The organism is Pseudomonas sp. GV085 (assembly GCF_003050925.1).
Taxonomy (GTDB): Bacteria; Pseudomonadota; Gammaproteobacteria; order Pseudomonadales; family Pseudomonadaceae; genus Aquipseudomonas.
The window spans coordinates 31,267-56,346 of the sequence record NZ_QAOV01000007.1 but is presented as its reverse complement, the minus strand read 5'-3'; the positions used below and the strand labels follow the sequence as shown (position 1 = coordinate 56,346).

22 protein-coding genes and 2 pseudogenes are annotated in these 25,080 nt (G+C 58.4%); 8 read left to right on the top strand and 16 right to left on the bottom strand.

What is annotated here, in order from left to right:
• Positions 1–6: 6 nt before the first annotated feature.
• From C8K63_RS16150 to C8K63_RS16115, 7 genes are all read right to left on the bottom strand, one after another.
• Entirely contained in the window at positions 7–684 is a 678-nt protein-coding gene (locus C8K63_RS16150; RefSeq protein WP_108217630.1) for a c-type cytochrome, read from the bottom strand.
• Entirely contained in the window at positions 684–2,171 is a 1,488-nt protein-coding gene (locus tag C8K63_RS16145; protein ID WP_108217629.1) for an FAD-dependent oxidoreductase, read from the bottom strand. The genes C8K63_RS16150 and C8K63_RS16145 overlap by 1 nt, the downstream gene beginning before the upstream one ends.
• Before the next feature lie 316 nt (positions 2,172–2,487).
• A complete protein-coding gene (locus C8K63_RS16140; RefSeq protein ID WP_223531332.1) occupies positions 2,488–3,168 on the bottom strand; it encodes a TetR/AcrR family transcriptional regulator in 681 nt (226 codons plus the stop codon).
• Positions 3,169–3,376: 208 nt separating this feature from the next.
• Positions 3,377–3,673, bottom strand: a complete 297-nt coding sequence (locus tag C8K63_RS16135; RefSeq protein WP_108217627.1) for an EthD family reductase — start codon at positions 3,671–3,673, stop codon at positions 3,377–3,379.
• Between the two features lie 83 nt (positions 3,674–3,756).
• Complete coding sequence (locus C8K63_RS16130) at positions 3,757–4,173, bottom strand: RidA family protein (RefSeq protein WP_108217836.1); 417 nt, start codon at positions 4,171–4,173, stop codon at positions 3,757–3,759.
• 14 nt (positions 4,174–4,187) lie between these two features.
• Positions 4,188–5,021, bottom strand: coding sequence for a phytanoyl-CoA dioxygenase family protein (locus C8K63_RS16125; RefSeq protein ID WP_108217626.1), 834 nt, complete (start codon positions 5,019–5,021; stop codon positions 4,188–4,190).
• Between the two features lie 885 nt (positions 5,022–5,906).
• The gene (locus tag C8K63_RS16115) at positions 5,907–6,137 is read right to left on the bottom strand and encodes a hypothetical protein (RefSeq protein ID WP_177413253.1); all 231 of its coding nucleotides are present in this window, start codon (positions 6,135–6,137) and stop codon (positions 5,907–5,909) included.
• Between the two features lie 175 nt (positions 6,138–6,312).
• Here C8K63_RS16115 and C8K63_RS16110 point away from each other — a divergent pair, with 175 nt between their 5' ends.
• Entirely contained in the window at positions 6,313–7,974 is a 1,662-nt protein-coding gene (locus C8K63_RS16110; RefSeq protein WP_108217623.1) for a SulP family inorganic anion transporter, read from the top strand.
• 21 nt (positions 7,975–7,995) lie between these two features.
• On the opposite strand, the gene C8K63_RS16105 is transcribed toward C8K63_RS16110, so the two are convergent.
• Positions 7,996–8,184, bottom strand: coding sequence for a ribbon-helix-helix protein, CopG family (locus C8K63_RS16105; protein ID WP_095077032.1), 189 nt, complete (start codon positions 8,182–8,184; stop codon positions 7,996–7,998).
• Positions 8,185–8,416: 232 nt separating this feature from the next.
• Positions 8,417–8,557 (bottom strand): annotated as a pseudogene (locus tag C8K63_RS30485) (integrase); the annotation flags it as partial.
• Between the two features lie 369 nt (positions 8,558–8,926).
• Here C8K63_RS30485 and C8K63_RS16100 point away from each other — a divergent pair.
• The 4 genes and pseudogenes from C8K63_RS16100 to C8K63_RS16085 form a co-directional block, all read left to right on the top strand.
• A pseudogene (locus C8K63_RS16100) lies at positions 8,927–9,085 on the top strand (transporter); the annotation flags it as partial.
• Positions 9,086–9,173: 88 nt separating this feature from the next.
• On the top strand, positions 9,174–9,851 hold the full coding sequence (locus C8K63_RS16095) for a DUF3313 domain-containing protein (protein WP_108217622.1): 678 nt from the start codon (positions 9,174–9,176) through the stop codon (positions 9,849–9,851).
• A gap of 243 nt (positions 9,852–10,094) precedes the next feature.
• Entirely contained in the window at positions 10,095–10,553 is a 459-nt protein-coding gene (locus tag C8K63_RS16090; protein ID WP_108217621.1) for a glycine zipper 2TM domain-containing protein, read from the top strand.
• Positions 10,554–10,754: 201 nt separating this feature from the next.
• Complete coding sequence (locus C8K63_RS16085; RefSeq protein ID WP_371920767.1) at positions 10,755–12,236, top strand: DUF1254 domain-containing protein; 1,482 nt, start codon at positions 10,755–10,757, stop codon at positions 12,234–12,236.
• A gap of 86 nt (positions 12,237–12,322) precedes the next feature.
• Here the strand turns inward: C8K63_RS16085 and C8K63_RS16080 are convergent, their stop codons facing one another.
• From C8K63_RS16080 to C8K63_RS16050, 7 genes are all read right to left on the bottom strand, one after another.
• Positions 12,323–12,994: a MepB family protein gene (locus tag C8K63_RS16080; RefSeq protein WP_108217619.1), complete on the bottom strand. Its 672-nt coding sequence runs from the start codon at positions 12,992–12,994 to the stop codon at positions 12,323–12,325.
• Positions 12,995–13,262: 268 nt separating this feature from the next.
• Positions 13,263–13,640, bottom strand: coding sequence for a hypothetical protein (locus C8K63_RS16075; RefSeq protein ID WP_108217618.1), 378 nt, complete (start codon positions 13,638–13,640; stop codon positions 13,263–13,265).
• A gap of 64 nt (positions 13,641–13,704) precedes the next feature.
• On the bottom strand, positions 13,705–14,499 hold the full coding sequence (locus C8K63_RS16070) for an SDR family oxidoreductase (protein ID WP_108217617.1): 795 nt from the start codon (positions 14,497–14,499) through the stop codon (positions 13,705–13,707).
• Positions 14,500–14,556: 57 nt separating this feature from the next.
• Entirely contained in the window at positions 14,557–15,795 is a 1,239-nt protein-coding gene (locus tag C8K63_RS16065) for a thiolase family protein (RefSeq protein WP_108217616.1), read from the bottom strand.
• 55 nt (positions 15,796–15,850) lie between these two features.
• Positions 15,851–17,407 carry a class I adenylate-forming enzyme family protein gene (locus C8K63_RS16060; RefSeq protein ID WP_108217615.1) on the bottom strand — a complete coding sequence of 519 codons (1,557 nt, stop codon included), beginning with the start codon at positions 17,405–17,407 and terminating at the stop codon, positions 15,851–15,853.
• A gap of 21 nt (positions 17,408–17,428) precedes the next feature.
• Positions 17,429–18,559, bottom strand: coding sequence for a trans-acting enoyl reductase family protein (locus C8K63_RS16055; protein WP_108217614.1), 1,131 nt, complete (start codon positions 18,557–18,559; stop codon positions 17,429–17,431).
• Between the two features lie 42 nt (positions 18,560–18,601).
• Positions 18,602–19,885, bottom strand: coding sequence for an acyl-CoA dehydrogenase family protein (locus C8K63_RS16050; protein ID WP_108217613.1), 1,284 nt, complete (start codon positions 19,883–19,885; stop codon positions 18,602–18,604).
• Positions 19,886–19,950: 65 nt separating this feature from the next.
• On the opposite strand from C8K63_RS16050, the gene C8K63_RS16045 reads away from it, so the two are divergent.
• The 3 genes from C8K63_RS16045 (at position 19,951) to C8K63_RS16035 (ending at position 25,061) form a co-directional block, all read left to right on the top strand.
• Positions 19,951–20,886, top strand: a complete 936-nt coding sequence (locus C8K63_RS16045) for a helix-turn-helix domain-containing protein (RefSeq protein WP_223531352.1) — start codon at positions 19,951–19,953, stop codon at positions 20,884–20,886.
• A gap of 248 nt (positions 20,887–21,134) precedes the next feature.
• Complete coding sequence (locus tag C8K63_RS16040) at positions 21,135–23,735, top strand: LuxR C-terminal-related transcriptional regulator (RefSeq protein WP_256594956.1); 2,601 nt, start codon at positions 21,135–21,137, stop codon at positions 23,733–23,735.
• Positions 23,736–23,897: 162 nt separating this feature from the next.
• Positions 23,898–25,061: an acetyl-CoA acetyltransferase gene (locus tag C8K63_RS16035; protein WP_108217611.1), complete on the top strand. Its 1,164-nt coding sequence runs from the start codon at positions 23,898–23,900 to the stop codon at positions 25,059–25,061.
• The last annotated feature ends 19 nt before the right edge of the window (positions 25,062–25,080 follow it).

Genomic DNA, 25,080 nt, shown 5'->3' with positions numbered 1-25,080 from the left:
AACGGATTACTTGGCTCTCGGGGGCGAAGTTGGCGTCTGGTTGGCCAGGAAGTGGGCCGTGGCCCTGATCTCCTCCTCCGAGAGTGTGCTGGTCATGGCGTTCATGACCTGGCTGGGGTCCTTGCGTTGCCCCTGTTTGAAGGCGGTGAGCTGGTCTATCAAGTAGCGTTCGCCCTGGCCCGCAATGCGGGGAGCGAGCGGGCCGCCCGACAGACCCTCGCCATGGCAGGCGGCGCATCCCCTGGTCGCGACTGTGGCTTGTCCGCGTTGTTCCAGCGGTTCATCGCGGCTGGGGGCCTCTGTCCCTTCCGGCTGCTGACGCGCGAAATAGTCCGCCAGGGACTTGATTTGATCTGCAGTCAGATTGGCCGCGAGCGGGCTCATTTGCGGGCTGTGTCGACGCCCTTCGGCGAAGGCGTGCAACTGGGCTTCGATATATGGCGCGGGTAGACCGGCCAGGGAAGCATACTGCGCGTCCCGGGGCTGGCCATTGGCGCCGTGGCAAAGTGCGCAGGAATCCTGGATCTGTGGCCAGGCACCGCCATTGGCCTCGTAGTTGGCATAATGCTGGTCGAGGGCGTCCATGAAGCGATAGCCCGCCACCATCTCCGGGCCATATATCACGCTCGATACCGCCAGGGCCGCCACAGTTACGACCGCCCCAATCACAAATGCTCGCTTCATCACACGCGCCTCCGGCGTTGAACCAGCGCCTGGAGCGCCTCGAGTGCTGCCCGGTGGCCGGCACGGATAGCACCATCCATCGAGCTGGCCCAGAGATCGGCCGTTTCAGTGCCCGACCAGATCAGACGGCCGGCCGACGGTTTCAGGTACTGACCCCATTTGGTCAGAAAACCGGGTGGTATCGACGCAACGCAGGTGAGGGTCCAGGGATCGACTTTGCCCCAGTCGTGGTCGTGGAACTGGATGGGGTGCAGCGCCTCATCGCCCATTGCTCGCGCATAGATGGCTGACAGGGTGCTTTGGGCGGCGTTGGCATCGTGGGGCAATTGGCCGCTTCTGACGAAGGCGCTGAGGACACCGACGCTGCCATCCGGGGGCGAGTTGTCATAGGACAGGATCAGCGGTCCGTCGGCTTGCGTGATCTGGCCGTTCAGGCCCTTGTCCCGCCAGAACGGACGCTCGTAGACATGCACGGTCTTGCGCATGGGGGCATGGGACGGCCAGCGGCGCTGTAACTGCGCCCGCCCGTCGGGGAGGGGCGGATCGAAGCTGATCTGGTTGCACAAGGCCGGGTGCAGCGCAGCAATGACCTGTCGGGCGCGAATGACGCCCTGGTCGGTATGCAGTTCGACCACATCTTGGTCCCAGCCGACGATCTTGCGCACCGGGCAGGACAATTTGACCTTGTCACCCAGTGCCTCCGCCATCTTGATACTGAGGATCTGTGAGCCGCCGACGAAGCGAGTTTCCTGGGCGCCGCCCTTGAACCCCTCGAGTTTTTCCATGCGGCAATCGGCGGAATTGATGAGGGACAAGTAGTGCAACAGCGCCAGGACTGAGGGAGGGGTACCCGTTGTCAGGCCGATGGAGGTATCGAAGCCGAGCTTGCTCTCATTGCTGACTCCCTGCTGCGCAAGCCACTCCCCGACCGACAGTTTGTCCAGGGCGGCCGCATCCGTCGCGGTCCATGGCTCCTTGCTAGGCACTCCCCGTGCCAGTTCATTCAGCTTCTCGACTATCGAGGCATTGGAGTTCTGGCCTTTGGTCAGGTCCTGCTCGAATTTGGCGTCACCCACCAGGTAGACGTTTTTGCCCTGGTACCAGGTCGGGAAGGTGTCGATCTCGAGTTCACGGGCCAGGTCGAAGATGGCCGTCTGGCCGGGGCCGATCCACTCGCCGCCGGCTTCCGACACAACGCCTTTGCCCAGGTCGTGGTTGTAGGTGCGCCCACCGACACGGTCCCGGGCCTCAAGTACGACGAAGGACTCGCAGCCAGCGCGGCGCAGGTCCCGCGCCGAAGTCAGGCCGGCCAGTCCTGCCCCGATGATGGCTACGTCAAGGATGTCGTCCTGGCCAGCATGTAGCACCTGAGCCGTGGCCCGCCCGCTCAGCGCGATCCCTCCGATCAAGGTGGCGCTTCCAATCGCCTGAAGCAGCAAGCGTCGCTGGCGCGCTGGCAGCGACAATTCATCGTTATCTGAATCCATCTTCGCCTCTGTCATATCTATTGTGTATTTTTACATAACAGTTGTTATGTAAAAATACAGCACATTTGAAACCGTGCAAAGCAGAATAGAAGGCGTTTGGTTTTAAGGAGGGTGGAGGACGACGCAGGCCTTGGCGCCGGTGGGGTGGGCCGCGGCATGATAAGGGCAGGTGGCCTGCTGGATAGGGCGGTCAGAACATGGCAGCCGGTGCCAATTAATGGCCATTGCAAGAAAGCGCGGTGCGCAGCCCTGACCTGATGATTCTGGAGAAGCGCGCTGCCCGTGAAGGCCAACTCGGCTGCGCGCGTCAACTGCTTTACTTGGCGACTGCCTTTCTCTTGGAAGATGGTTTTTGCGGTTGGGGTGGAGTGATCAAGGTCATGAGGGCATCGAGAAGGGATTGACCTCGGCTCGAACCGAACCGTTCAGGTTCGATCGGCAACATCATCATCCATCCATCGCTGATCGCGCTGAGCTGATCGGCGAGCAGTTCGGCGGGGATATCGTCGCGGATTATGCCTTGGCTTTGCCCTCTCTCCAGTACCGATGTAAATACCTGGCGGAACCTTGCATATCGTTGCTTGATGACGCCGGCGAAAGCCGGTTCGTGCCTTGCGTAGCCAAGCAATTGGAGCCATGCGAGCCATGCGTCCGGCTCGTCGGTGTTCGTCCAGTCGAGCCATTGTTCGATGAGAGCCTTGATATCGATCCGCTCCTGGTTGTTCTCCAGCAAAGTATCGATCTGGTCGAACAGGCTCTGTGCGACAGCGGTGATCATCTCCTCCTTGTTTGCGAAGTAGTAGGTCACCGCTCCCGTCGTGCACCCGGCGTGCTGCGCCACTTTGCGCATCGAAGCTCCGGCATAGCCCTCGCGTGCGATCACCGCGATCGCCGCTGCCAGCAACTCGGCCCGTTTCGCCTTGTGGTCGCCTACGGGCCGACCCCGGCGGGAGACCGGTTCGGATTCGCTATCAATCGCTTGAGAGCTTCTGTTCATGGGAGGCTGGGGTCGTGAATCAGGCATAGGAAATGGGTAATTTTCGCTGGCTCAATTGATCGGAGTAACAGTTGCAATGAAAAAGCTGCAACCTGCTATTAGCGGCTCAGCATATGGAATTTATTAGAAGAAAGCACCCATGCAAGACTCGATACCGGGGCTCTCCCGAAGGGCGCATCAGCGGCCTTCGGGAGAGCCGCGCGATGCATCAGTCGTCCGCGCGGAAGATCACTGGAGCGATATTGGTGAAATTCGCCATGTCGCCGAGAACCTCAGCCGTCCTGGGGGAGGTGAGCGCGGCATCGATTCCGGTCTGATTGTTGAAGCGCAGAATCACCAGGCCTGCCAAGGGCTGCGGACCGACGGCCGGAAACAGGATCTCGGCCGATTGCAGTCCAAACTCACCCCATGCGGAGCGCGCAAGCGGGATGTGGGTGGAAAGGTAGTACTCCCGGTCGAATTTCGCATCTTCGGTTAAGGGGTAGCTCACGATAAGGGTAGCCATGGGTAGTCCTTGCTCTTGTTGTGATGGGGTAGAGAGGGCATGACGCGCGCCTCGGCAACCTGAGGCGCGATGTTTTTGTGAAATCAGCTTTCGCCGCAACCCACGACCGCAACGGCGCGAATTTCCACGCGAAGCCCGGGAAGGGCCAGTTGCGAGATGCCGATGGCGGTCCATGACGGATACCGGTCGGGGAAGTACTGGTGCTTGACCTGGATGAATGCGTGCGTGTCAGCTTGAAGCTCAGTATGAAATGTCATCAGCTCGACAACATCCGCCAGGGTCGCGCCCGCCGCCTCAAGGGCGATTTTCAAGCCTTGGAAGGCTAGGTGCGCCTGCTCTTCGATACCGTTGCCCGGTGTCATTGTGGCGTCGATTCCGACCTGGCCGGAAACCCAGATCATGTCCCCGACACGCGTCGCTTGCGGAAAGTGATAGTTATCGTAGAACACTTGGGATTGGGGAGGGGTGATGGTTTGCCGTTTCAGGTTCTGGGTACTCATTGCTTGATCTCCGATCATACGAGCTGGCGGAAGGTGGGGTGACGGAAGGGTTCTCCCGGCTTCAAGGTCATCAATTCTTCGGTGAAGAGAACGCCTTCCTTCGGATAACCCGCATCACTGTGGTCCGGCAGGGGGTTAAAGGTTGCGTCGTCACCAAAGAAGCGGAAGACAAAGGTGTGGCGATCCGGGAAGACTTCGTCGACCGGCGCGCCGCCGTGTAGCGAGCCGGGATGGAGCACGACCACATCCCCGGGCTCCGTTGCCCACGACAGAATTTCGTACGCATCGGGCGCCTGCTCGCGCTCAGCCTCGATATCGGGAAGGCGTGGCAGCGTGCCGCCTCCATGCAAGGGTTGGGTTGGGTCGTTCGGGTCGAGGAAGGTGGTGCCATCAAAACGCGTTCCGCGGTGTGAGCCGCGAATGATCTCCAATGCATTCTGCTTGGGAACGGATTCGAAGCTGATCCATGCATTGCCCCAATGCATGCCGGCCCAGGGCAAATAAGAGGTGTCCTGATGCCAGAGTGTGCGCGAACCGCGTCCGCCGGCCTTGAGGAACACTTCCTCGGCGAAATACCAGACGTTTTCGGAACCCCAGAGGTGTGCGAACAACTGGCCAAAGGGGAGGGAAGACACCAATTCCTCCAGGCGCTCCTTGGCGAGCGGATTGGCGTTGTCGACGTGCGACTGCTGCAAGGTCCCATCGAACATTCGAAACGCGTTGGGGCCGTGGTTCTCGACTGCCCAGTCATAGGCAGTCCGACACTGAGCTAGTTGCTCCTCGCTCAGAAGTCCTTTGATCAGGACTGCTCCGTCTTCCTGGAGTGCCTTGCGCAGAGAGTCTTGCATAGCGGCTTTCTCCCACGAAATTTTACTAAGGTGAGATTGATCCTAGCAGCCAGGCCTATTTAACGCAACACTCGTTACGGTAATTAGAACTGGCATCGAATGTGCCAATTTCCTGGATGTGATGGCGCCGGCTATGGGCAACTTTTCCCTTCAAAAAAGTTGCCGGTTCGCTGCCGTATCAATTAGGCCACTCGAACAATCGGCGAGGATCTATGCGTGGCGCAAAGGGGGGGCGCTAGAAGAAGCAATAGAGACGTAAGCCTCTATCAGATTCGAGTCCTTGCCGCTGGAGAGGTACTGTTAGGCGCCGTCGCAGCCTATCACCGGCATTGCCAATATCGAGGGGGCGGACAGGCTTGCCCGCATTAAAACCTAATGAATTCTTTTTGTTTTCTAACGACCGTCGAAGTAGAGCCTTCGTGGATGAATGGACGAGTAGTCGTCAAACGAGCTCAATAACATGGAGTTTCCCACAATGTCGTCGATGCGCGACTGGCCGATCAGGGTCGAGTTTTGCCTGCCGTCACCGTCGGCTATTGGCCGATTCTGTTGAAAAGTCGACCATGGTTTGCGCAGTAGAAAAGTATGCGTCCGAGATTGAAATCTTTACTTTCGGCAGAGGCTTCCGGGCTCGGATTTCACGTAGCAGTGTGCAAAAAAAGCGTCTTCACCAGTCAAAGATCAGGGAGTTTGGGCAGGCCGACTGTTTTCAACAGAATCGGCCAGAAGCAGCCACTCCCGTGTAGTTGCACGCTTATCTGACCGGCGATTGAGTTGCCCGGCTTTTTTACCGGAGGTCCCGAGTTCAATCGGATCCGTCATGTAGAACAAACAGGCAGGTATGAGGGCGAGGTTCAGTCTGCCTGTACCGATCAGCCATGATTTTTAGAAATGGATTTCAGCGGTCTTGAGGCCCAAGTCTCGAAGCTCGGCGATCAGGTCATCCAGATGCCCGAAAGACTCGACTTCCTCATTGTCATCAACCAGGAAATAACTTCTCCCGGCGTCCTTCTTGAAGAACACGATCCACTCCTTGGGGTTGGTCGGATTCGCGATCACATGGGTGTCAAAGGTCACGCCTTCGGCGTGTTTGCTTCTCACAGCTTTACGATTCATGTCAGTCACCACGCTACACGCGCTTTCAAGATTCTCTATTTGCAGTGCATGCCCGCCCAGCTCCATCTGAACGTTAACTATAGACATCTCCAACCGCACGAAGCGGTGGATCAAGGGCATTTCAATTATCACTGTATGTTAATATTATGCACATGCATCCACTGAGGGGCTAGCCATGATTGCGATAGGTGAGGCATGGAAGGCGGGGTTGTTGAGGCGAGAGCATTGGCTCCGCAATTTGGTGTCTGGCGTGATCGTCGGGGTCGTGGCGCTCCCCCTTGCCATGGCGTTTGCCATTGCATCCGGGGTCAAACCTGAGCAAGGCGTCTACACCGCAATCATCGGTGGCCTGCTGGTTTCACTCTTTGGCGGAAGCCGCTTGCAGATTGCGGGGCCGACAGGTGCGTTCATCGTGATTTTGGCGGGGGTCACCGCCAAGCACGGTGTTGACGGTTTGCAAATCGCCACGATGATGGCGGGGGCCATGCTGTTATTGCTGGGGATAGCCCGCCTCGGTGCAATCATCAAGTTTATCCCTGACCCGGTGATAGTCGGATTCACTGCGGGCATCGGCGTGATCATCTGGGTCGGACAGTGGAAAGACTTTTTCGGTTTACCGAAGATCAGTGGAGAGCATTTCCATGAAAAGCTCTGGCATTTGCTCCAGGCGCTCCCGGATCTTCACATGGCCACGAGCCTGCTGGCGGTACTTAGTCTTTTCCTGGTCATCACCGCGTCCAAAGTCCCCGGACTCAAACGGCTACCTGGCCCATTGGTCGCAATGGCGGTCGCTACAGCGATACAGTCAACCTTTCATTTCGAGGGGGTAGCCACGATCGGCAGCGCATTTGGGGGAATACCTCAAGGCCTTCCAGCGTTGAGCCTGCCTGAAATCACGTTGTCTCGCGTCATCGACTTGATTGGTCCGGCGTTCACTATCGCCATGCTTGGAGCAATCGAATCACTGCTGTCCGCAATGGTGGCCGATGGCATGGCAGGCACCAAGCACGACTCCAATCAGGAACTGATCGGTCAGGGAGTGGCTAATCTGGTCACGCCATTGTTTGGCGGTTTCGCAGCGACCGGAGCCATTGCCCGTACTGCAACCAATATCCGTAACGGCGGCACGAGCCCGCTGGCCGGCATTACGCATGCGGTCACGTTGGTGCTTATCATTCTGTTTCTGGCGCCTCTGGCCTCAAACATCCCACTGTGCTCCCTGGCCGCCATTCTTTTCGTGGTCGCGTACAACATGAGCGAGTTGAAGCACTTCAAGCGCATGATCCAGCGGGCCCCACGCGCAGACGTAGCTATCCTGCTCATCACGTTCAGCCTCACAGTGTTCAGTGACCTGGTGATCGCCGTGAATATAGGCGTCATTCTTGCGATGCTGCACTTCCTGCGCCGCATGGCCTCATCTGTGGAGGTGCAACAGGTAGTCGAGCACGAGCTGGAAGAAGAGCTGAGGGCCAATGGGCACACTCGTCTGCCGCCAGGGACATTGATTTATACGATTGAAGGGCCATTGTTCTTTGGCGCGGCAGAGACCTTCGAGCGTGTCTTGGCACAGACCCATACCGATCCACGTCTGCTGATCATTCGCTTGAAGCGTGTACCGTTCATGGATATCACTGGCTTGCAGGTGCTGGAGGAGGTCATTCAGCAACTGCACAAGCGCAATATCGTGGTGAAACTCTGCGAAGCGAACGCGAAGGTGCTCCACAAACTCGATAGGGTGGGTATCTTGCAAGCAATCGGCACGGAGCATTACCACGCCGACTTCAACACCGCGCTGGCTAGCGCGGTCAGTATTGCAGAGGGTCCGTCGACCCTCTAAAGGCTTACCGCCCGTGTCAGGTCATGACTTGGTGCTGGCGGCATGCTTGCTCTTGGTCGAATAGCTGGCACCGTGGGTGTCCAGGTAGTCACGAATCAGTTGGCGGACAACCTGTGAAGACGTCAGGTCTTGTGCCGCACAGAGTTCCTCGAAAGCTTTTTTCTTGACGGGATCAATGAGCACAGTGAGGCGCGCAGTCTTGCTTTCCATGGGGGTATTCAATCGCTCAAGTCGCTAGATGTTAATCAAATTGTAATTGCCTTGTCCGGTGCTGTCACTGTGCTGCTCGTTACCTGGACTTTACCCACAAGAAAAGATTTGGCTCTCACGGTGGGTGATGAGTCGGATCTGCTTCGACTCAGCGTGGATAATCCCCACCCGCGAGGAAGGGAGCAAAGCGCGGCCAGGACCCGAGGGCGTACTCTTTGTTCTGATCGCCTCAACGATAGCGATAGAAACGGCTGACCGACGCGCTGTCCTTACGCAAGGAGGTTCGAGCGGCCAGATTGCCATCCTCCCGGAGGATGCGGCCGGCATCGTTGATGGTCAGCGACTCGAGTTCTTTGATTGTGATTTTGGCCATGAAATGGACGCCCCCTCCAATCCCGCAGCTACCTCCACAACTGGAAGCTGCTTTTCGGTCAATTGCTTATCGGTGTGTTCTTTTCTCTGCGTAGTTCAACGCTCGGCACGCTGGTAATAGCGCCAGAACAGTAATGCTTAGACGATGTCACCCGATGTCACCCGATGTCACCCGATGTCACCCGATGTCACCCGATGCCGCCACCGGCAATGGCCAAGGGATGCTGTCCGCCAGCCAGTGGCCATAAACCGCCACAACTAGTCTATGGTTAGTTGGGGTTGAGACTGCGCGTGGCGGCTTATTGATGCCCCCGGGGGGGGGGGGGCGATCGACCACTTAATCCAAAGTGGTATCTATCAAGGATGATTCATGAATACCAGAACAGCGATTTTGCCCGCCTCTGCGCTACTTGCCCTGTGCTGCCAGCAAGCCTGGGCCGGCGGCATCATGCTCTACGAAATCGGCACCGATAACGCCGGCCTCGCCAACGCCGGTGCCGCCGCCCGTGCCCAAGGCCCCTCGACCATCTTCAAGCCTTGGCCGGCAACATGACCTGGCGATTCTGATGTCTTCTAAACGAAAGAACGACGATTTCATCCAAGGAGTAAACACCACTATGAATCTATCCCGAAATTTGCTGATCGGTGCTGCACTGACCGGCGTCTTGTTGAGCGGTTGTACCTCGAAAGTCACTGAGCAAACCCAGTATTCCGGCTTCCTGGACAACTACAACAACCTGCAGGAAGTCAAAACACCCAGCGGTGGAACAGTGATGCGCTGGACCAGTCCGTCCTGGAGTTCGAATGCTTACGACACGGTGGTGTTCAACAAGCTGGAGTTCTACCCAGCGCCCAAGCCTAATGAGCGAGTCAATCAACAGACGCTGACCGACATTCAGAACTACATGAGCAGCAAGGCTCATACCACGTTGAGTCAGAAATACCGTGTAGTGTCCAACTCCTCATCCGCCCCGGCGGGTTCCCGGGCCCTGATCATGCGGGCGGCAATTACCGGGGTCAGTGCCTCCAACGAAGGCATGAAATGGTATGAAGTCGTACCCGTTGCGGCCGTTGTCGGCGCGACACAGGCCGCCACCGGTCACCGCGACCAAGACACCAACCTGTTCATCGAGGCCGAGCTCATCGATGCGAAAACCAACCAGACCGTGGCCAAAATGGTGCGCAAGGTGTTTGGCACGACACTGGAAAACGAAAGCCAGCAGGTCACCGCCAAGGACTTCAAGGCTGCAATCGACAAATTGAACGTCGATCTTTGGGCGTTCATCCGCAGTTAAGTTTCGTTTGAATCGCCAATAGCCATTGGCGGTTCAAAAGTGCTCAAGCACAGGATTGCTGACATGGGCCGCTATTCATCGCTTCGACCCTTTAGATTGCAAAGACCGTTACTTTTTGCATCGCTCGCCAGTGTACTTGCGTTAAGCGCTTGTGCATCTGTCGATGCCCGGACGATCAGTGGGTTCGTGACATGGAAACGATTCAACTTCGCAAGTTAAACACCAATAACGAGGTATACCGCAATGAAATCAATCCTGTTCAGGTTGACGGTCACGTTGATGACTGTGCTGGTCAGTGCCTGCTCCGTCGTAGGATCAACCGATGGCGGTGCCGGTGAAACCGAGATCCGCTCAGGCAAGATCGAGCAGATATCGTTGGCGCAGATGCAGACCAATCATGACAGTGGCGTCGGCGCCGTACTCGGCGGCCTCGGTGGTCTCGCTATCGGCAGCTTGATTGGTCATGGCACCGGCCGTGATGTCGCCATGGTTGCCGGTGCACTCGCCGGTGCTGCGGGCGGTAATTACGCAGAAAAGAAAAAGTATGACCAACCGATAGAGGCACAACAGATCATCGTGCGAGTAAGAAACGGCGTGTTGGTATCGGTGACTCAGCCGATCAATCCGTCCTTGGGTAAAGGCATGAACGTTTACATCGAAGGTTCTGGCAATGATGCCCGAGTAGTACCGCAAGGCAGTTAAGGTTATTTGGGGCTTCTGCGCAACTCTGGTCGGTGCGAATCACTTCGGGTTTTGCAGACGCCTCGGTATTTAAACATGGGTCCATCAAGAGAGGCCCAGGTACAAGCCGCTTTACGCTAAAGAATTAAAAATATCAATAAGCGAAGCCATGACCACATGACTACTCACGACAGCAATGCGCCCATGGCTATTGAGGTGAAAATGAACAGGAAGTTTAACAGGGGCTGGACCATGGCTGCGGCGGTCGTCGTCGTGGGTTCAACGCTTTTCGCGGGGTGTGCGGGCAAGAACGATCCGATCGCGCAGGCCGACAAGGCGGATGTGGCCAAGGGCGTGGCCGCGCCGAGTCTGGAGCAGACCAAGGCGATCGCCGAGGAAGGCTTTATCTACGGCTTGCCGCTGGTCATGAACTACGCCGTGATGAACGAATTCGCGGTGGACGCCAGCTCCAGCCAGTTCAAGGCCCCCTTCAACCAGCTGTACAACGAGCATCGGGTTTCTACTCCCGCCGATACGGCCGTCATTACGCCCAACAGCGACACCCCGTACTCGATACTCTGGGCCGACCTGCGCGCCGAGCCGCTGGTGATCACGGTGCCGGCCGTCTCCAAAAAACGTTACTACTCGGTGCAGTTGATCGACGGCAACACCTATAACTACGGTTACATCGGCAGCCGGGCGACGGCCAGCGCGGCCGGGAGCTATCTGATCGCAGGTCCCGACTGGAAGGGGGCGACACCGCCAGGCATCGACAAGGTGTTCAGCTCCACGACGCCCTTCGCACTGACGCTGATCCGCACCCAGCTGTTCAATCCGGCCGACATGCCGAATGTCGTGAAGTTGCAGGCGGGTTACAAGATCCAGCCGCTGTCCGCCTTCCTCCATCAACCCGCGCCGCCCGCTGCGCCGAAAATCGCTTTCGTGCCGGCCACCACGGAGGGCATCAAGGCCAACTTCTTTGAGTACCTGTCGGCCGCATTGGAGTATGTGCCGCCATCGGCTGAGGACAAGGCGATCCGGGCGAAGCTGGCCAGCATCGGCGTAGGCCCCGGTCGCAGCTTCGAATTCAAGGACCTCTCGCTCGAGCACAAGGCCGCGATCCTGCTGGGGATGAAGGCCGGCGACGAGCAGGTCGACAAGTTCCTCGCGAGCGGCATGAAGAACATCAACGGCTGGAACGTCGGCGCGTTCTTCGGCGACCAGGCGTTCTACAAAAGCGACTGGCTGATGCGGGCTGGCGCCGCGAAGGGCGGTCTGTACGGCAACGACGCCACCGAGGCGACGTACCCCTACACGCGCACCGACGGCAGCGGCCAGACGCTCGATACCGGCAAGCGCAACTACACGCTGACCTTCCCGGCCGGCAAACTGCCGCCGGTCAATGCCTTCTGGTCGGTGACCATGTACGACGGCAAGAGCCAGCTGCTGATCAAGAACCCGCTCAACCGCTACCTGATCAATTCGCCGATGCTGTCGGCGATGAAGAAGAACGCGGATGGCTCGCTGACCCTGTACATCCAGAAGGATTCGCCGGGCAAGGCCAAGGAGGCCAACTGGTTGCCGGCGCCTGACGACACGGTCTATCTGGTGATGCGCCTCTATTGGCCGAAGGCCACGGCGCCTTCGATTCTTCCCGCAGGCAGCGGTAGCTGGCAGCCACCGGCAGTGGTGGCATCGAAGTAACGCGAACTTGCGGCTGCTTGCCAATTGCAAGCAGCCGTTTGATTTCCGAGCTATTCGCAATGGCGTTGGTCGGCTACCGGTGAGCACTAGCCGACGGATGACGCGCGCCCCCCAGTCTTCTCCGACCCAGGGTGCTGTAATTCCTGCGGGTATGACTGCTCCTTTGCCGGTAATGACGGATAAGGATCTTGAACTTCAAATAGCCGACGCACCTGCACGGGATCGGCGCTTGCGCTTTGTTCAAGAGGAAGGAAGTATCGTAGTTGCCATTGTTGTGTCCTAACGGCCTCTTTGGCGACGGGTTTGACCCAAGGTGGATAAACGCGGATGGCGCGTTTACCGCCTTTACCGTTAATCGCCATGATGCCCTTTGATACCAGTATCTTCTGGTCGAAAACAAACTGTCCGCGATGCGTTGCATCGAACACACTCACCACAACAAAGGCTACGCCGTCATCGACATCGAGAGGCGCAATGGTGCTGCCTGACGTCGGGCGCTTCCATATTGTGACGAACTGTCCAATCTTCGTCGGCGTTGTTTTAGCCACACGGAAGACAATGGAGTGTCCGTCGAGGCCAAAGCGGGAGGCACCATACTCGGCACTCTCAGCCTCGCGCAGAGCCTGATCCGTCAATTGCATTCCCGCCGGCTTGTACACATTCTGGATAGCCGCTATCAGATCGTTCGGAATATGGCCGAGGGCAGGGTCTGCCGCGCTTGCATACTTTGTGTCTGGGTCAATTAAATCGGATTTCAACGGGAACAGCTCCTAAACGACTCATTGACCATACGACCCATTTCAGAACATAGGCTACGCCATTCGACATGCCGAAGCGGACTACGTGCGGTTACGTCGTGTGATCGCGCAAGGTGGGATAGCCAGACATCCTCGTAACTTGCGTCGATGATGAAGCCGCGTCACATACACGAGGCAGGAGCCGTATGCGGTAGTTCCGCACGTAAGTTCCGCACGTACGGATCTGAGCGGGGGGGCGGCAGGTAACTGCCGTCCCTACCGCAACCGTTCAACGCTCGGCATGCTGGTAATAGCGCCAGAACAGTAATGCATAGACGATGTCACCCGATGCCGCTACTGGCAATGGCCACGGGATGCTGCCCGCCAGCCAGTGGCCATAAACCACCACGACAAACAGTACTTTCAGGATTATCCCGAGCAGGATGTAGGGGCGATAGTGCAGCGGATCGCGAGCGATCATCCAATAGGCCCAGCCGAATATGATAACCAGGCACGTGGTGAGTTGAATGAAGAGGGTTGAGGTGGGGGTAATTTGCAGCCCCAACAGTGCAGCTACCGGTTGTAGGGCTACGAGTAGTGGAAGGCCCGCGAGTACGTTGAAACAAGCGGCAGAAATAAACAGCTTGCGGGTATAACTGTCGGTCATGGGATCGTTCCTGAGAGGTGGTGACGCCTCGCATCACGCAGAGACATCCTGCAACTTTTGGGTCTCAGCCAAGCAGCTTGAGCAATGCCGGATAGCTATTGGGGAACAGCCTGCTTATCCAGAACAAGGTGCTCGACTTGTTCCCTGTGATAATGCGTTTGGTTCCGTTGCGCAGCCCCCTGATGATGTCGCCGGCACAATCCTGCGGCGGCGTCAGCAGCATCTTGTCGGCAAGCGCTTTGAACTTTTCTTCTGTACTACCGGCGGCTTTACAACGTCGTCCGGACTTCTCGATATTGGTTCGGATTCCTCCGGGGTGCACACACACGGCGCGTACACCGCTACCTTCGAGTTCCGACCATAATGCTTCGGTCAGACCACGTACGGCGAACTTCGACATGTTGTAGGCGCTTTGCATCGGGAAACCCACCAGGCCAAATACGCTGGAAATGTTGACGATGCAGCCTTCTCGCTGGGCCTGCATCATCGGCAGGAACGCTTTGGTACCGTACAACACGCCCCACAGGTTGATACCGAGTTGCCACTCGTACTCATCGATGGAGGTGTTGGCAACTGTCCCGATGACTGCGGCGCCTGCGTTATTGATGACGAAGTGCGCCGTGCCAAAATCGCGCTTCACCTCGTCAGCATGGGCCTGGAAGGCGTCCCAGGACGATACGTCCAGGAGGTAACCTTTCGCGTTGCTGGCGTCAGGCAATAGCTTCATGGTTTTGTCGAGACCCACCTGGTTGATGTCCGACAGGGCGACATGTGCGCCAGCTTGCGCCATCTGGATAGCCAACTCCCGACCAATGCCGGATCCTGCGCCAGTGATGACGACTACTTTGTCTTGGAACATGTTTTTATCCTTTTTGTTTTGATTGGTTTCGCCGCTACACATTTTTTCTGACAAGCACTATTTGCTGAGAATGTGGATCGCGACGGCTGCCTCCTCAATGCCCTGCAAACCGCCGCCGTTCTCCTGGATTGCGTGGCGTGCACCATGTACCTGGCGTGCGCCAGCCTCCCCGCGCAGTTGCGTCACCAGTTCGTAGAGCTGGCCGATCCCGGTAGCGCCGAGTGGATGTCCTTTCGATTCCAGGCCACCTGAGGTATTGACAGGGATGCGCCCGCCCAGCGTGAATTCGCCACGTTCAGCCGCAGGTCCGCCCTGACCGAACGGGACCAGGCCCAGGTTTTCGACCTGAATGATTTCGCCCATCGCCGAGGCGTCATGGACTTCGGCGACATGCATGTCTTGCGGCCCCAGGCCCGCCTGTTCATAAGCCAGGTTAGCTGCCAGGTGACCGACGTTCAGTTCCGGCTGATCGAGCCGACGGTGGCTGAAGCTACGGATGACGCTGGCCGCTACCTTGATGCAGCGGCTCCTGTCGGCACCGATGCGTGCGAGTCCTTCCTCGGTGCACAGGATGGCTGCTGCCGCACCGTCCGACAGAGGCGCGCACATCGGCAGGGTCAGTGGGTAGGTGATCGGAGGGGCGGCAAGGATTTCGTCGATACCGAAGGCTTTGCGAAATTGCGAGTAAGGGTTATGGACCGAGTGGGTGTGGTTTTTCGCCGACACCGCTGCGATCTGACGCTGCGTGGTGCCGTAGGTTTTCATATGCTGACGGCATAATGCGGCATAGATGGCCATGAATTTGCTGTAAGGCTTGTCCGATTCCGACCCGGCGGGCGGCACCACGCCTTCGCCCATTTTCACCAATATCTGGTAATTCTCTTCGGCGCGAGAAACATCCCATCCAGCCTCGAACAGCGAGAGGGCTTTCAGTTTATCCGGGATGTTCATCTTTTCCGCACCCAACGCCAGCGCGATACTGGCCGTACCGGCCTTGAGACTTTGCACGGCCAGATTGAAGGCTGAGCTACCCGAAGCGCAGGCATTCTCGACGTTATAGATAGGAATGCCTTGAATACCGATCTTGCTGAACACGACTTGACCGGGGATCGAGAGCTGGCCTTGCAATGGGCCATTGGTCATGCCGGCATAAAATGCGATATCGAGATCGGCGGCACTGCAGTGGGCGTCCTTCAATGCGCCCTGGAAAGCTTCGCGTGCCAAGTCGTCGAGGCTGCGTTCGGTGTGGCGACCGAAGACGGTCATGGCGATGCCGGCGATATAGATATTGCTCATTGAAAATTCCTTATATTCAGTTGGTCGGTGTCCAGTTCGCACCCCTCCGGTTGTGTCAGATCTTGCGAGCTGCGTTTTCCCAATACGGCTGACGCAGTTCTTTTTTCAGCACCTTGCCCACCGGACTGCGTGGCAGGCTGGTAGTGAAGTCGACAGACTTCGGTGCCATCACGCTGCCCAGCCTGGCTTTGCACAGCTCGATAAGCTCCTGCTCGGTGGTTTCCTGGCCTGGGTTGAGCTCGACCACGGCCTTGACGGCCTCGCCCCATTTCTCATCGGGCACGCCAATCACGGCGCAGTCCTGAACGGCCGGATGTCCCCACAGCACTTGCTCGACCTGGCTGGGATAGACGTTGAAGCCGCCGGAAATGATCATGTCCTTCTTGCGATCGGTGAGGTGCAGATAGCCTTCGGCATCGATATGGCCGATGTCGCCGGTATGCAGCCAACCGTCGACGATGGTCTCGGCGGTCTTCTCCGGCTGCTTGTAGTAACCCTTCATGATCAGGTCGCCACGCACGCATATTTCACCGGTTTCACCGCGCGCCAGGATCTGGTGGGTGTCGCTCATCACTTCGACGCGCACCAGCGGGTTGGGGCGGCCGACCGAGGACAGGCGTTCATCGTCGGCGAATTGGTCACCCACCAGATGCTCGTCGGGACGAAAGTTGGCGATGCTGGCCGGTGCTTCGGTCTGACCATAGCCGCCGGTCATGACCGGGCCGAAAATCTCGATAGTTTTCTTCAGCTTGTCTACCGACATCGGAGCAGCGCCATACATCAGGTACTTCACCGAGGAGAAGTCCAGTTTCTCGATACCGGGAATTTCCAACAGCCTGTAGATCACCGTTGGCGGCAGAAAGAGCTCGCTGACCTTGTGCTGCGCAATGGCGTTCAACATCAATGCCGGATCGGGTTTGGTAATAACCACGACAGTGCCGCCTTGCGCCGTGCAGGGTACGGCCAACAGGCCGGCAGTGTGGGTCATCGGTGCAGCGGCCATATTCACCGGCTTTTCACCATTGCGATAAGCACAGGTCAGCATGAAGTGGGCAATGAACGTCTGCACGCTGCGGTGGGTGTTCATCACTCCCTTTGGCGTGCCCGTAGTGCCACCAGTGGGCGAGACCGCCACCACGTCGTCCATGTCATAGGCGACTTCGGGACGGCTCGCCGGCTGACCGGCGCTCCATAGCTCCAGCGAAGGTGCATCGACAGCATCGGCATCGATACAGATCCAGTGTTTGATCTTCGGCAGCCTGGGCCGTAGTTCGGTGATGATTGGCGCGAAGTCGTTCTGGTAGAACATCACCTCGCAGTCGAATGCGTCGAGGATGTAGTGATTCTCTTCGCTGGAGTTGCGCGCGTTGACTGGAATCCAGGTCATGTTGGCGCGCCATAGACCCAGTGTGCAGGCCCAGGCGGTGACGTCGTTACCTGACCAGACGGCACCCTTGGTTTCCTTCGGCAAGCCCAGTGCGAGCAGCTTGTTGGCGATGCGACACGAGAGCTCGCCGATTTCGTTGAAGGTGTAAGAGCGCTCGCCCTGGATGTAGGCGACCCCGGCAGGGTTGATGCCCCAGCCGCGGTCGTAAAAGTCGATGATGGCCATAAGTGGTTCCTGTGCCGGTTATCAGAGTTTGGTAACGGTGGCACGGGCCAGGCCGCGCTCTTCCAGGAAACCGAGCAGATAGCGGTGTCCAAAAGCTTTGGAGCCGGAAGCGAAGCCGACCTTGTTGGTGTCGCCATCGAGCAGCTTGACCGCCGCCGCGGCCTGTAGGGCTCCGGTGGAAATATAGGGTGTGACGCCATGCACGGTAGCGCGCACCGCAGTCATGTGGCCGCGGCCGATAGCGATGTCGACGCTGCGCTGCAAGGTGGTGCGTTCGCGGGGCGGCATGCTCGGCGTGGTGGCCTCCACCAGGCTCCTCACCACTGCGTCCTGCTGCTCCTTGGACAGGTGCTTGTATTCCGCTTCCCACTTCTGGCTCAGACCATGCACCATCGGCATCACGTTGTTGTCGTAGAAACCGACCGCGGAGGTGCAGGCGCGCACGCGCGGATCATGCTCGAAGTAAATCGGCAGCGAGGTTCCCCCCCAAGGCAGGCAGAAAACCGGCTGCATGAAGTTAGGGTCGACAATGTTGAACGAAGCGGTAGCGGGGTGCTGCACCAGCTTGTTTTCCCACAGGTAGAACTGCTCCCTGTGGAACAATTCGAAAATCGAGGCCGCCGAGCCCAGGCTGACCCCTGCGACATCACGCGGGCCGCGGCACAGGGCGGCGGTTTCCAGCACGTCGATGCCGGGGGTTTCCAGCGCCAGTTCGGCGGCGATCTCGGAGAAGCTGAACATGTAGGACAGCGATGGCGAAACCAGCAGGCCAGCCTGACGATAGAGCTCGCCAAATTGCTCGCGAACCTGACGTACGTAGCTTTGCTCGCCGGTGGTATCTATGTGGTGGCAGCCGGCCTTGAGCGCGGCCTCGACGGTGGTCAGACCGAAGTTGACGAAGGGCCCAACGGTGTTGCAGACAACCTTGGCCCCCTTGAAGGCGGCGCTCAGCGACTCGACGTTGTGCTCGGCCTCGATGATTTCATAGGTCGCGGACTCCAGGCGTACCACACGTTGCGCCATCATTTCCTGGGCACGCTTGGCATCGCGCGCCACAGCGGTGAAGGGGATGTTCTGGTCGATCAGCCAGTCCATGGTCAGCATGCCGGTGTAGCCACTGGCGCCATAGACAACTACGGGGAATTTAGCCATTTTTGCGTCTCTTGTTTTTTGGTTATTGGATAGCTGCAAACATCAATTCTGTGACCAGCCTTCGGCATAGAGCTGTTGGCACAAGAGGCCAACGCGCATCGTGATGATGGTGTTCTCACCATCCTCGATCAGTGCAGAACGGGCATCGCGGAAGATCTTTTCAATCGGGTACTCACGTGAGGTACCTGCGCCACCGAACAGCTGCAGCGCCTCGTTGGCAACCTTCATGCACTCTTCGGTGACCGTCACCTTTGCTGAAGCTGTCGCGTAGGGGTGCGCGCACGGTGACAAACGCGCATAGGCCAGTGACCGCCGAGCGACGCCGCGTGCCAGTTCGACGCGTCGCATCATGTCGCCCAGGCGGTAGCGCGTGAGCTGATGGTCGATCAGCAACTGGCCGCCCTGTTTACGTTCATGGCAATACTGCAAAGCCATTTCGAAGGCCGAGCGGGCAACGCCGGTGAACACCTGCGACATGTGCGTACCGGCGTAGGACCAGGCCGAGGATTGGTTGCCGTAATATTGATCTTTCAGGGCGACGGCAAAGCGGCGTGGTATTTTCACGTTGCTGAAATAGATTTCACCCTGTGGCAGGGCGCGCTGGCCGATTTTGTCCAGCGGCTTGCCGCGTGAAATACCGGGCAGGTCGAGCGGGATGATCACAGCGACGCCGTGGGGTCGGCCATCGGCATCGAAGTAGCCGTCACCATAGTCAGCGGTGATGTGAGCCAGCGCGACTTGCGCCACGGCACCGTTTGAAACCCAGGCCGAACATTGGCCATTGATAACGATCTCGTCCTTGCCGACTTTGGCGCAGAGGCTGCCCTTGTTGCCTTCCTGCCCGGGCGGCCATTCGCGCTTCATGTCGTAGATCATCAGATCGCTGCCTTTGTCTGGATGAGTAACCATCCAGCAGCCGATCTTGTTGGTGCAGAGCTCTACGAGCTCCTGATTACCGGCGGCCATGGCCATCTGCAAGGGCGCACCGCAGACAACCAGTGAAATCCCCAGGCCGGCATCGCCCCAGCCCATTTCCTCGCCGATCAGTGACTCAAGACGAACAGCGGTCTGGGGTTCGAACTGAGAGAAGAAAGTTGGCTCGATACCGAGCTTGGCGGCCTCTTGAAACACCGACCAGAATGGTGAGTCTGGTGCGCACACGTCGGCGGCACTCATTTTGTCGAGCTCGTGGCCGATGGGGCGTAGTACGTGCTTGGCAAACTGATGCACCGCCTGCTGTATGGCGCGCTCTTCTTCAGTCAGCGGCGTTTCAAAGCCAGTCAGACCGACGGCAGGCAATCGCAGGGTTTCGTGCAATGTGATCATTGTGAAGGCCTCACCTGGCGTTGTGATCGATCTGCCTCGCACTGATGCGAGCGGCGGAAATTCGGTTGATTATTGTTCTTTCCGACATCGACAACTCACCTGAAAAGCGGTCATATTTGTCAAAATATGCTCATCCCGAGATGCCCATGAATCCGCAACAACAGGTCCATGAAACACTGGGATTGCCCTTGCTGGGCGGCCTGGTGTGCAGTGACATCCCCTTGTATGCGGAGCGCTATTTCCTGCATACGACTGATCTAACCGTCCCGCCCGTTGACTTCATGGCCCTGCTGACCCAGTTCGGTGGCTCGCGGGCGGATGAGGGGGCAGGGGGCGAGTTGCGCTCAACATCGATGCCGCGCTTGTCAATGCTGCTGCCTGCAGGTTGTGCCACTCAATGGCACTATTCCGGCAGCATTGATTTCGCGGTTTTTTATCTGCCCGAGCGCACTGATGGCGTGTTTCGACAATTGCGTGAGCTATGCGCTGGCGCGCAGGCACCATTGCCCGTCAGTGATGGTTTGGTGAGCGCAGCGGCCCGGCAATTGATGGATGAGCTAAGTCTTGGGAAAGGGGCTGATCAGGGGTTCATGGCAAGGTTGGCCATGGTCATGCTTGAGCAGGTGTATCGTGCGCTACGCGTTGACGCGAGCAGAGGTATTTATCCGCCGCATATTCATCTGGCGCGCCTGCATACAGTCCTGGTCTTCATTCGCGAGCATCTGGGGCAGGAACTCTCGATCAGCACACTGGCTGGCCAGGCGGGTGTCAGCCCGGCTCATTTCCGACGGCTGTTTCAGCGCGCCATGGGCATGCCGCCCCATCGCTATGTGATGAATGTACGACTGGAACATGCACGTGATTTGCTCATGCAGACCGATCTACCTATTTTGCATGTGGCACTGGAGTGTGGCTTCAGTTCTCAGAGCCACCTGACGGCAGCGTTCAAGGTTGCGCACGCCAGTACACCGGCCGAATACAGAGCCCTGGCTGGAAGGTAGCGGAGCTTTGGCGTGGCGAGCAGGTCACTGCACCGAAAGTACGCAAGCGGCTTGCGTTGGATTGCACCGGGAGTTCAAGCCCTCGGACTATTCCATGGTAGTGTTCGGCCGTTTGGAACTGTATCCAGGGACCTTCAGACGCTCCTTGGGTAAGCGTCTCTCAACCACTCAGGTCTGAAACAATGGACTGCATAGAGCCCCAACTGATCCTCAAAACGACGCCGCCGCGTAGTCAGAAATCAGCACGGATGCGAAGCCGCCTGGGTATTCATACCCAGGAACTGACAGACAAAGTGGTGATCGCCGTTCAAGCGCCGGCAGGCTTCGGCAAAACCTTTCTGCTGACCCAATGGCGCCGTGAATGTTTGTCTCACGGCGCCGTGGTGGCCTGGATGACGCTGGATGAACAGGATGATGGTGCGCGTTTTGTCCAGGGGCTGGGAGTTGCCATGGCCATTGGCAGCGGTCGGCCGTCGTTTGCCCGCGCATTCGAGCCTATTGCGGGATTGGGGCGTGACGAACAGGAAGGGCTGACGCAGTGGTTGGCGGAAGTGGCCGATCTGGGTAGCGAAACCGTATTGATTCTGGATGAAGTGGATACCCTGCCCGAGCTGACGATCCGTTACTCCCTGACGTACCTGTTGCACAACGCGCCGGCCAATTTGCGCATCATCATGGCCTCTCGCACACGGTTGAATCTGCAAGTGGCGGACCTCGCGGCAAGAGGGCTTTTCACGACGATCATGACAGCGGCTTTACGACTGAATGTGGAGGAGGCGGTCGCCATCCTCAATGATCGTTTCGGCGCAAGGGTCGATGCCGACCTCTGCATGCGCCTGCACGAGATAACCGAAGGCTGGCCGCTTGGCTTGCAATTAGCGATTTCGGCGTTGGAGAAGAGCCCGAATCGGAGTGCGGCAGTCGAAGGATTGTCGACTTGTCTGGGTGATATCCAGCGCTATTTCGTCGACGGTCTGCTCGCACATCTTCGGGAGGAGCAGGTTCGGTTTCTGACCGGCATTGCCTTGTTGGAAATGGTCCAGCCCCTGTTATGCGAGGCACTGACGGGCAACGCTCGCTCGGGTGAATTGCTGAAGGAATTGTGTGCCTCGACACCGATTTTTGTTGAAAGTATCGACAGTGACTGGGTGCGCATCCATCCATTGGCGCGGGAATTTCTGCTCGGCCGTTTTGCCGACTTGCCGTTGGAGGAACGTCAGGGTTATCACCGGCGCGGCGCCGTGTGGCTGGAACAACACGGTTTCCTGGAACAGGCCGCCCGGCAATATCTGTTGGCCGACATGCCCCAGCCGGCCTATACGTTGATTGGCAAATGCCTGTACGAAGTCGCGTTGCAAGGGCAATTCAGCCGGGTGCTGGAGTGGGTCGAGGAGCTTGGCTCCGCTGACGTGTTGGCGCATCCGCGGATCTGCCTGGCGGCGGCCTGGACTTTGGCAATGGGAGCGCGTCAGGCAGAAGCGGCGCAATTGATTGCTGCGATTGAACAGCATCCGTCCGCCGACGAGGCGACACGTTGTGAAGCGGCCGCCATCGCCGCCACCGCCGCCTTCTTTGCGGACCGTCCGGATCAATCGCATGAGCTCATCATGCCTTGGGTCGATCGATTGCCTTCATTCTCAATGACGGTGCAAGCCTTGGTCGCGAACCTGATCGCCCGGCTGACGCTGTTGCAGGGACAACCGGAGAAAGCCCGGCGAATCTTTCAGCGAGCAGCGATTTACGCGGGTAGTCCTGGCCTTGATGCCATACGCGGGTATGGCGAGTGGGTGGTCGGTCTCGCTTATTTATACGAGGGTCGAATAGTGTCGGCGCGCACTGCGCTGCACGATAGCCTGTTGCATGCCGAACGGGACATCGGTCGGCGTAGTCCGGTGGCGGTCATTCTAGCGAGCGCTCTGGCGACGGTGTTGCTGGAACAGGGGGCAATTCAGGAATCCGCTATGGTGCTGGCGAACAGGCTGGATATCGTTGAGCGATTGGCGTCCCCCGATGCCATTGTGCAGGGTTTCCTCGCCGCCGCTCGACTGGCCTCACTCCAGGGGCAGGGGCATCGCGGGCAGGATCTGCTCGAGGCGTTATTCGCCCTTGGAGAAGAGCGAAATATTCCACGATTCTGCATTGCCTCCCTGGGAGAGCAAATACGCCTGCATGCCTTGCAGGGACGCAGCGATACCTGTCAGGCATTATGGCGACGACTGGACAGTTTCACGCCGGTCATTGCCCGTGAGCGAGCAGGGTTGCTGGGGCCGGAGCTGGACTTGCTCGCCGGGGTAGCCAACGCTTATGCCTTACTGGCCCAACGTGATTGGGAGGCTATGCTGGCGGTGCTGGACAAGGTCAGTGAAACAGCCGAATACCTGCGTCGTGGGCGAGACATCGTGCAGATCAAGCTGCTCAAGGCACTGGCACTCAGGGCAACCGGACAGGGCGGCACTGACCATTTGCTGGAGGCTGTCAGCCTCGCGCAAGAAAACGGTATGTTACGCGTGGTGCAGGACACCCATCCGGACCTGATCAAATGGGAGCAGACGCTCCAGGGTGAAACGGTCCCATTGTTTGCGGCGACCTCTACGCCCGCACCTGTTGCGCGACCCGAATCCACTCCATTGAGCGTGTCCCCGAGTCGTCTCTTGACGCCCAAGGAACGCGAGGTGTTGCAGCTATTGGCTCGCAACCTGTCCAACAAGCAAATCGCCCTGGCGCTGAATGTCGGCGAGGAAACCGTGAAGTGGCACCTGAAAAACCTGTTTGGAAAATTCCAGGCCGGCACAAGACAGCATGTAGTCGCGCGTGCATACATGCTGGGAATTCTCGAGACAGCGGGCTAATGCCAACCCGCCACCCGAGATGATCCGTTCGGATCATCCTTCAATCCCCCCCCACATCCGATATCCAATCGCCCCCCCAGTCAATGGGGGGGTGCGCTTTTCGACTTCGCAATAGTCTGACCCCACAAAAGCGCCGACGTATCGGCGAGTGGGAGCAGGTTCATGTCTGTAAAAGTGCTGATCGCCGGTGCAGCAATGGTGCCGTTTCTACCGCTGGGTGGTTCTGACAGTCATGCGGCGTTGGCGGGGCAAGCCATCCGTGCGGCGCTGGCCGATGCGCGGATCGACTATGACCTGGTCGACCAGGTGTTTACTTCCTGCGTATACGGTGAAGCCGGTATCGCCGAGCAGATGTTGTCGCAGATTGGCTACTCGGGCATGCCGATTTTCAGCTTGGGCGATGGCTGTGCGTCGGCCAGTAGTGCTTTCCAGTTGGCCCGCAATAGCCTGCTGTGCGGTCAGGCTGAATGTGTCCTGTTGGTGGGTGTCGAGTGCATGCCGGCAGGCATTTCCAATCGTGAGTTTTTCGGTTTGAAAGATCTCGCTCGCGATGAGTCGGCAAAGGTCGGGCAGGGTGAGAACCCCATCGGCTTCATCGAGCGTCGACAACAACCGGCGCTGCTGTTCGCTGCCCAAACCAGCTGGTTATTGACACGCATGGGCATTGCTCAAAGCAGCTTCGATCAAGTGCTTGAGCGGGCACGGGCCCAGGCCGGGCGCAATCCCTACGCCGTGTTGAACCGCGTGCCGGATCGCGACGGCTGTCTCGCGCCTTATCTGTGCCCGCCCGCCTGCGGTGCGGCGGCCATCCTGCTCTGTACCCCGGCCTTCGCCCTGCGCTTCGGCGCTCGGGCGGACGTCACTGTGCTGGCCAGTGTCAGGGGCAGTGACAGCGCTTCAGAGCAGGAAGCGGGGTGCGTGCTGGATGTGCTCGGTCGGGTGACCACCCGGCGAGTCGCGCAACTGGCCTATCAGCAGGCGGGCCTCGGTGCGGAAGACATCGACGTGGTTGAGCTGCACGACCAGAGCGTCGGCGACTTCATGATCAATAGCGCCGCACTGGGTTTTTGCCGGGAGGACGAGATCGATCGATTCGTGCAGCAAGGACACCGCCTGAAAGGACAGATGAATGCGGTGTGCCCATCGGGTGGCTTGCTGGGACGTGGTCACGCCCCGGGTGCCACCGGGTTGGCGCAACTGGTCGAGTTGGTCTGGCAACTGCGCGACATGGCCGACGGCAGGCAAATCGCTGGTGCCCGCACGGCTTTGCAACATAGCACCGCCCTGGGCCGGGCGGTGTCGGTCACCCTTTTGCAGCGCACCTGAGAGGAGGCTCATTACGCCG

Coding starts and splice junctions, on each gene's coding strand:
- C8K63_RS16150 (WP_108217630.1), bottom strand. CDS start 684: ATGAAGCGAGCATTTGTGATTGGGGCGGTCGTAACTGTGGCGGCCCTG.
- C8K63_RS16145 (WP_108217629.1), bottom strand. CDS start 2,171: ATGGATTCAGATAACGATGAATTGTCGCTGCCAGCGCGCCAGCGACGC.
- C8K63_RS16140 (WP_223531332.1), bottom strand. CDS start 3,168: ATGAACAGAAGCTCTCAAGCGATTGATAGCGAATCCGAACCGGTCTCC.
- C8K63_RS16135 (WP_108217627.1), bottom strand. CDS start 3,673: ATGGCTACCCTTATCGTGAGCTACCCCTTAACCGAAGATGCGAAATTC.
- C8K63_RS16130 (WP_108217836.1), bottom strand. CDS start 4,173: ATGAGTACCCAGAACCTGAAACGGCAAACCATCACCCCTCCCCAATCC.
- C8K63_RS16125 (WP_108217626.1), bottom strand. CDS start 5,021: ATGCAAGACTCTCTGCGCAAGGCACTCCAGGAAGACGGAGCAGTCCTG.
- C8K63_RS16115 (WP_177413253.1), bottom strand. CDS start 6,137: ATGAATCGTAAAGCTGTGAGAAGCAAACACGCCGAAGGCGTGACCTTT.
- C8K63_RS16110 (WP_108217623.1), top strand. CDS start 6,313: ATGATTGCGATAGGTGAGGCATGGAAGGCGGGGTTGTTGAGGCGAGAG.
- C8K63_RS16105 (WP_095077032.1), bottom strand. CDS start 8,184: ATGGAAAGCAAGACTGCGCGCCTCACTGTGCTCATTGATCCCGTCAAG.
- C8K63_RS16095 (WP_108217622.1), top strand. CDS start 9,174: ATGAATCTATCCCGAAATTTGCTGATCGGTGCTGCACTGACCGGCGTC.
- C8K63_RS16090 (WP_108217621.1), top strand. CDS start 10,095: ATGAAATCAATCCTGTTCAGGTTGACGGTCACGTTGATGACTGTGCTG.
- C8K63_RS16085 (WP_371920767.1), top strand. CDS start 10,755: ATGAACAGGAAGTTTAACAGGGGCTGGACCATGGCTGCGGCGGTCGTC.
- C8K63_RS16075 (WP_108217618.1), bottom strand. CDS start 13,640: ATGACCGACAGTTATACCCGCAAGCTGTTTATTTCTGCCGCTTGTTTC.
- C8K63_RS16070 (WP_108217617.1), bottom strand. CDS start 14,499: ATGTTCCAAGACAAAGTAGTCGTCATCACTGGCGCAGGATCCGGCATT.
- C8K63_RS16065 (WP_108217616.1), bottom strand. CDS start 15,795: ATGAGCAATATCTATATCGCCGGCATCGCCATGACCGTCTTCGGTCGC.
- C8K63_RS16060 (WP_108217615.1), bottom strand. CDS start 17,407: ATGGCCATCATCGACTTTTACGACCGCGGCTGGGGCATCAACCCTGCC.
- C8K63_RS16055 (WP_108217614.1), bottom strand. CDS start 18,559: ATGGCTAAATTCCCCGTAGTTGTCTATGGCGCCAGTGGCTACACCGGC.
- C8K63_RS16050 (WP_108217613.1), bottom strand. CDS start 19,885: ATGATCACATTGCACGAAACCCTGCGATTGCCTGCCGTCGGTCTGACT.
- C8K63_RS16040 (WP_256594956.1), top strand. CDS start 21,135: ATGCGAAGCCGCCTGGGTATTCATACCCAGGAACTGACAGACAAAGTG.
- C8K63_RS16035 (WP_108217611.1), top strand. CDS start 23,898: ATGTCTGTAAAAGTGCTGATCGCCGGTGCAGCAATGGTGCCGTTTCTA.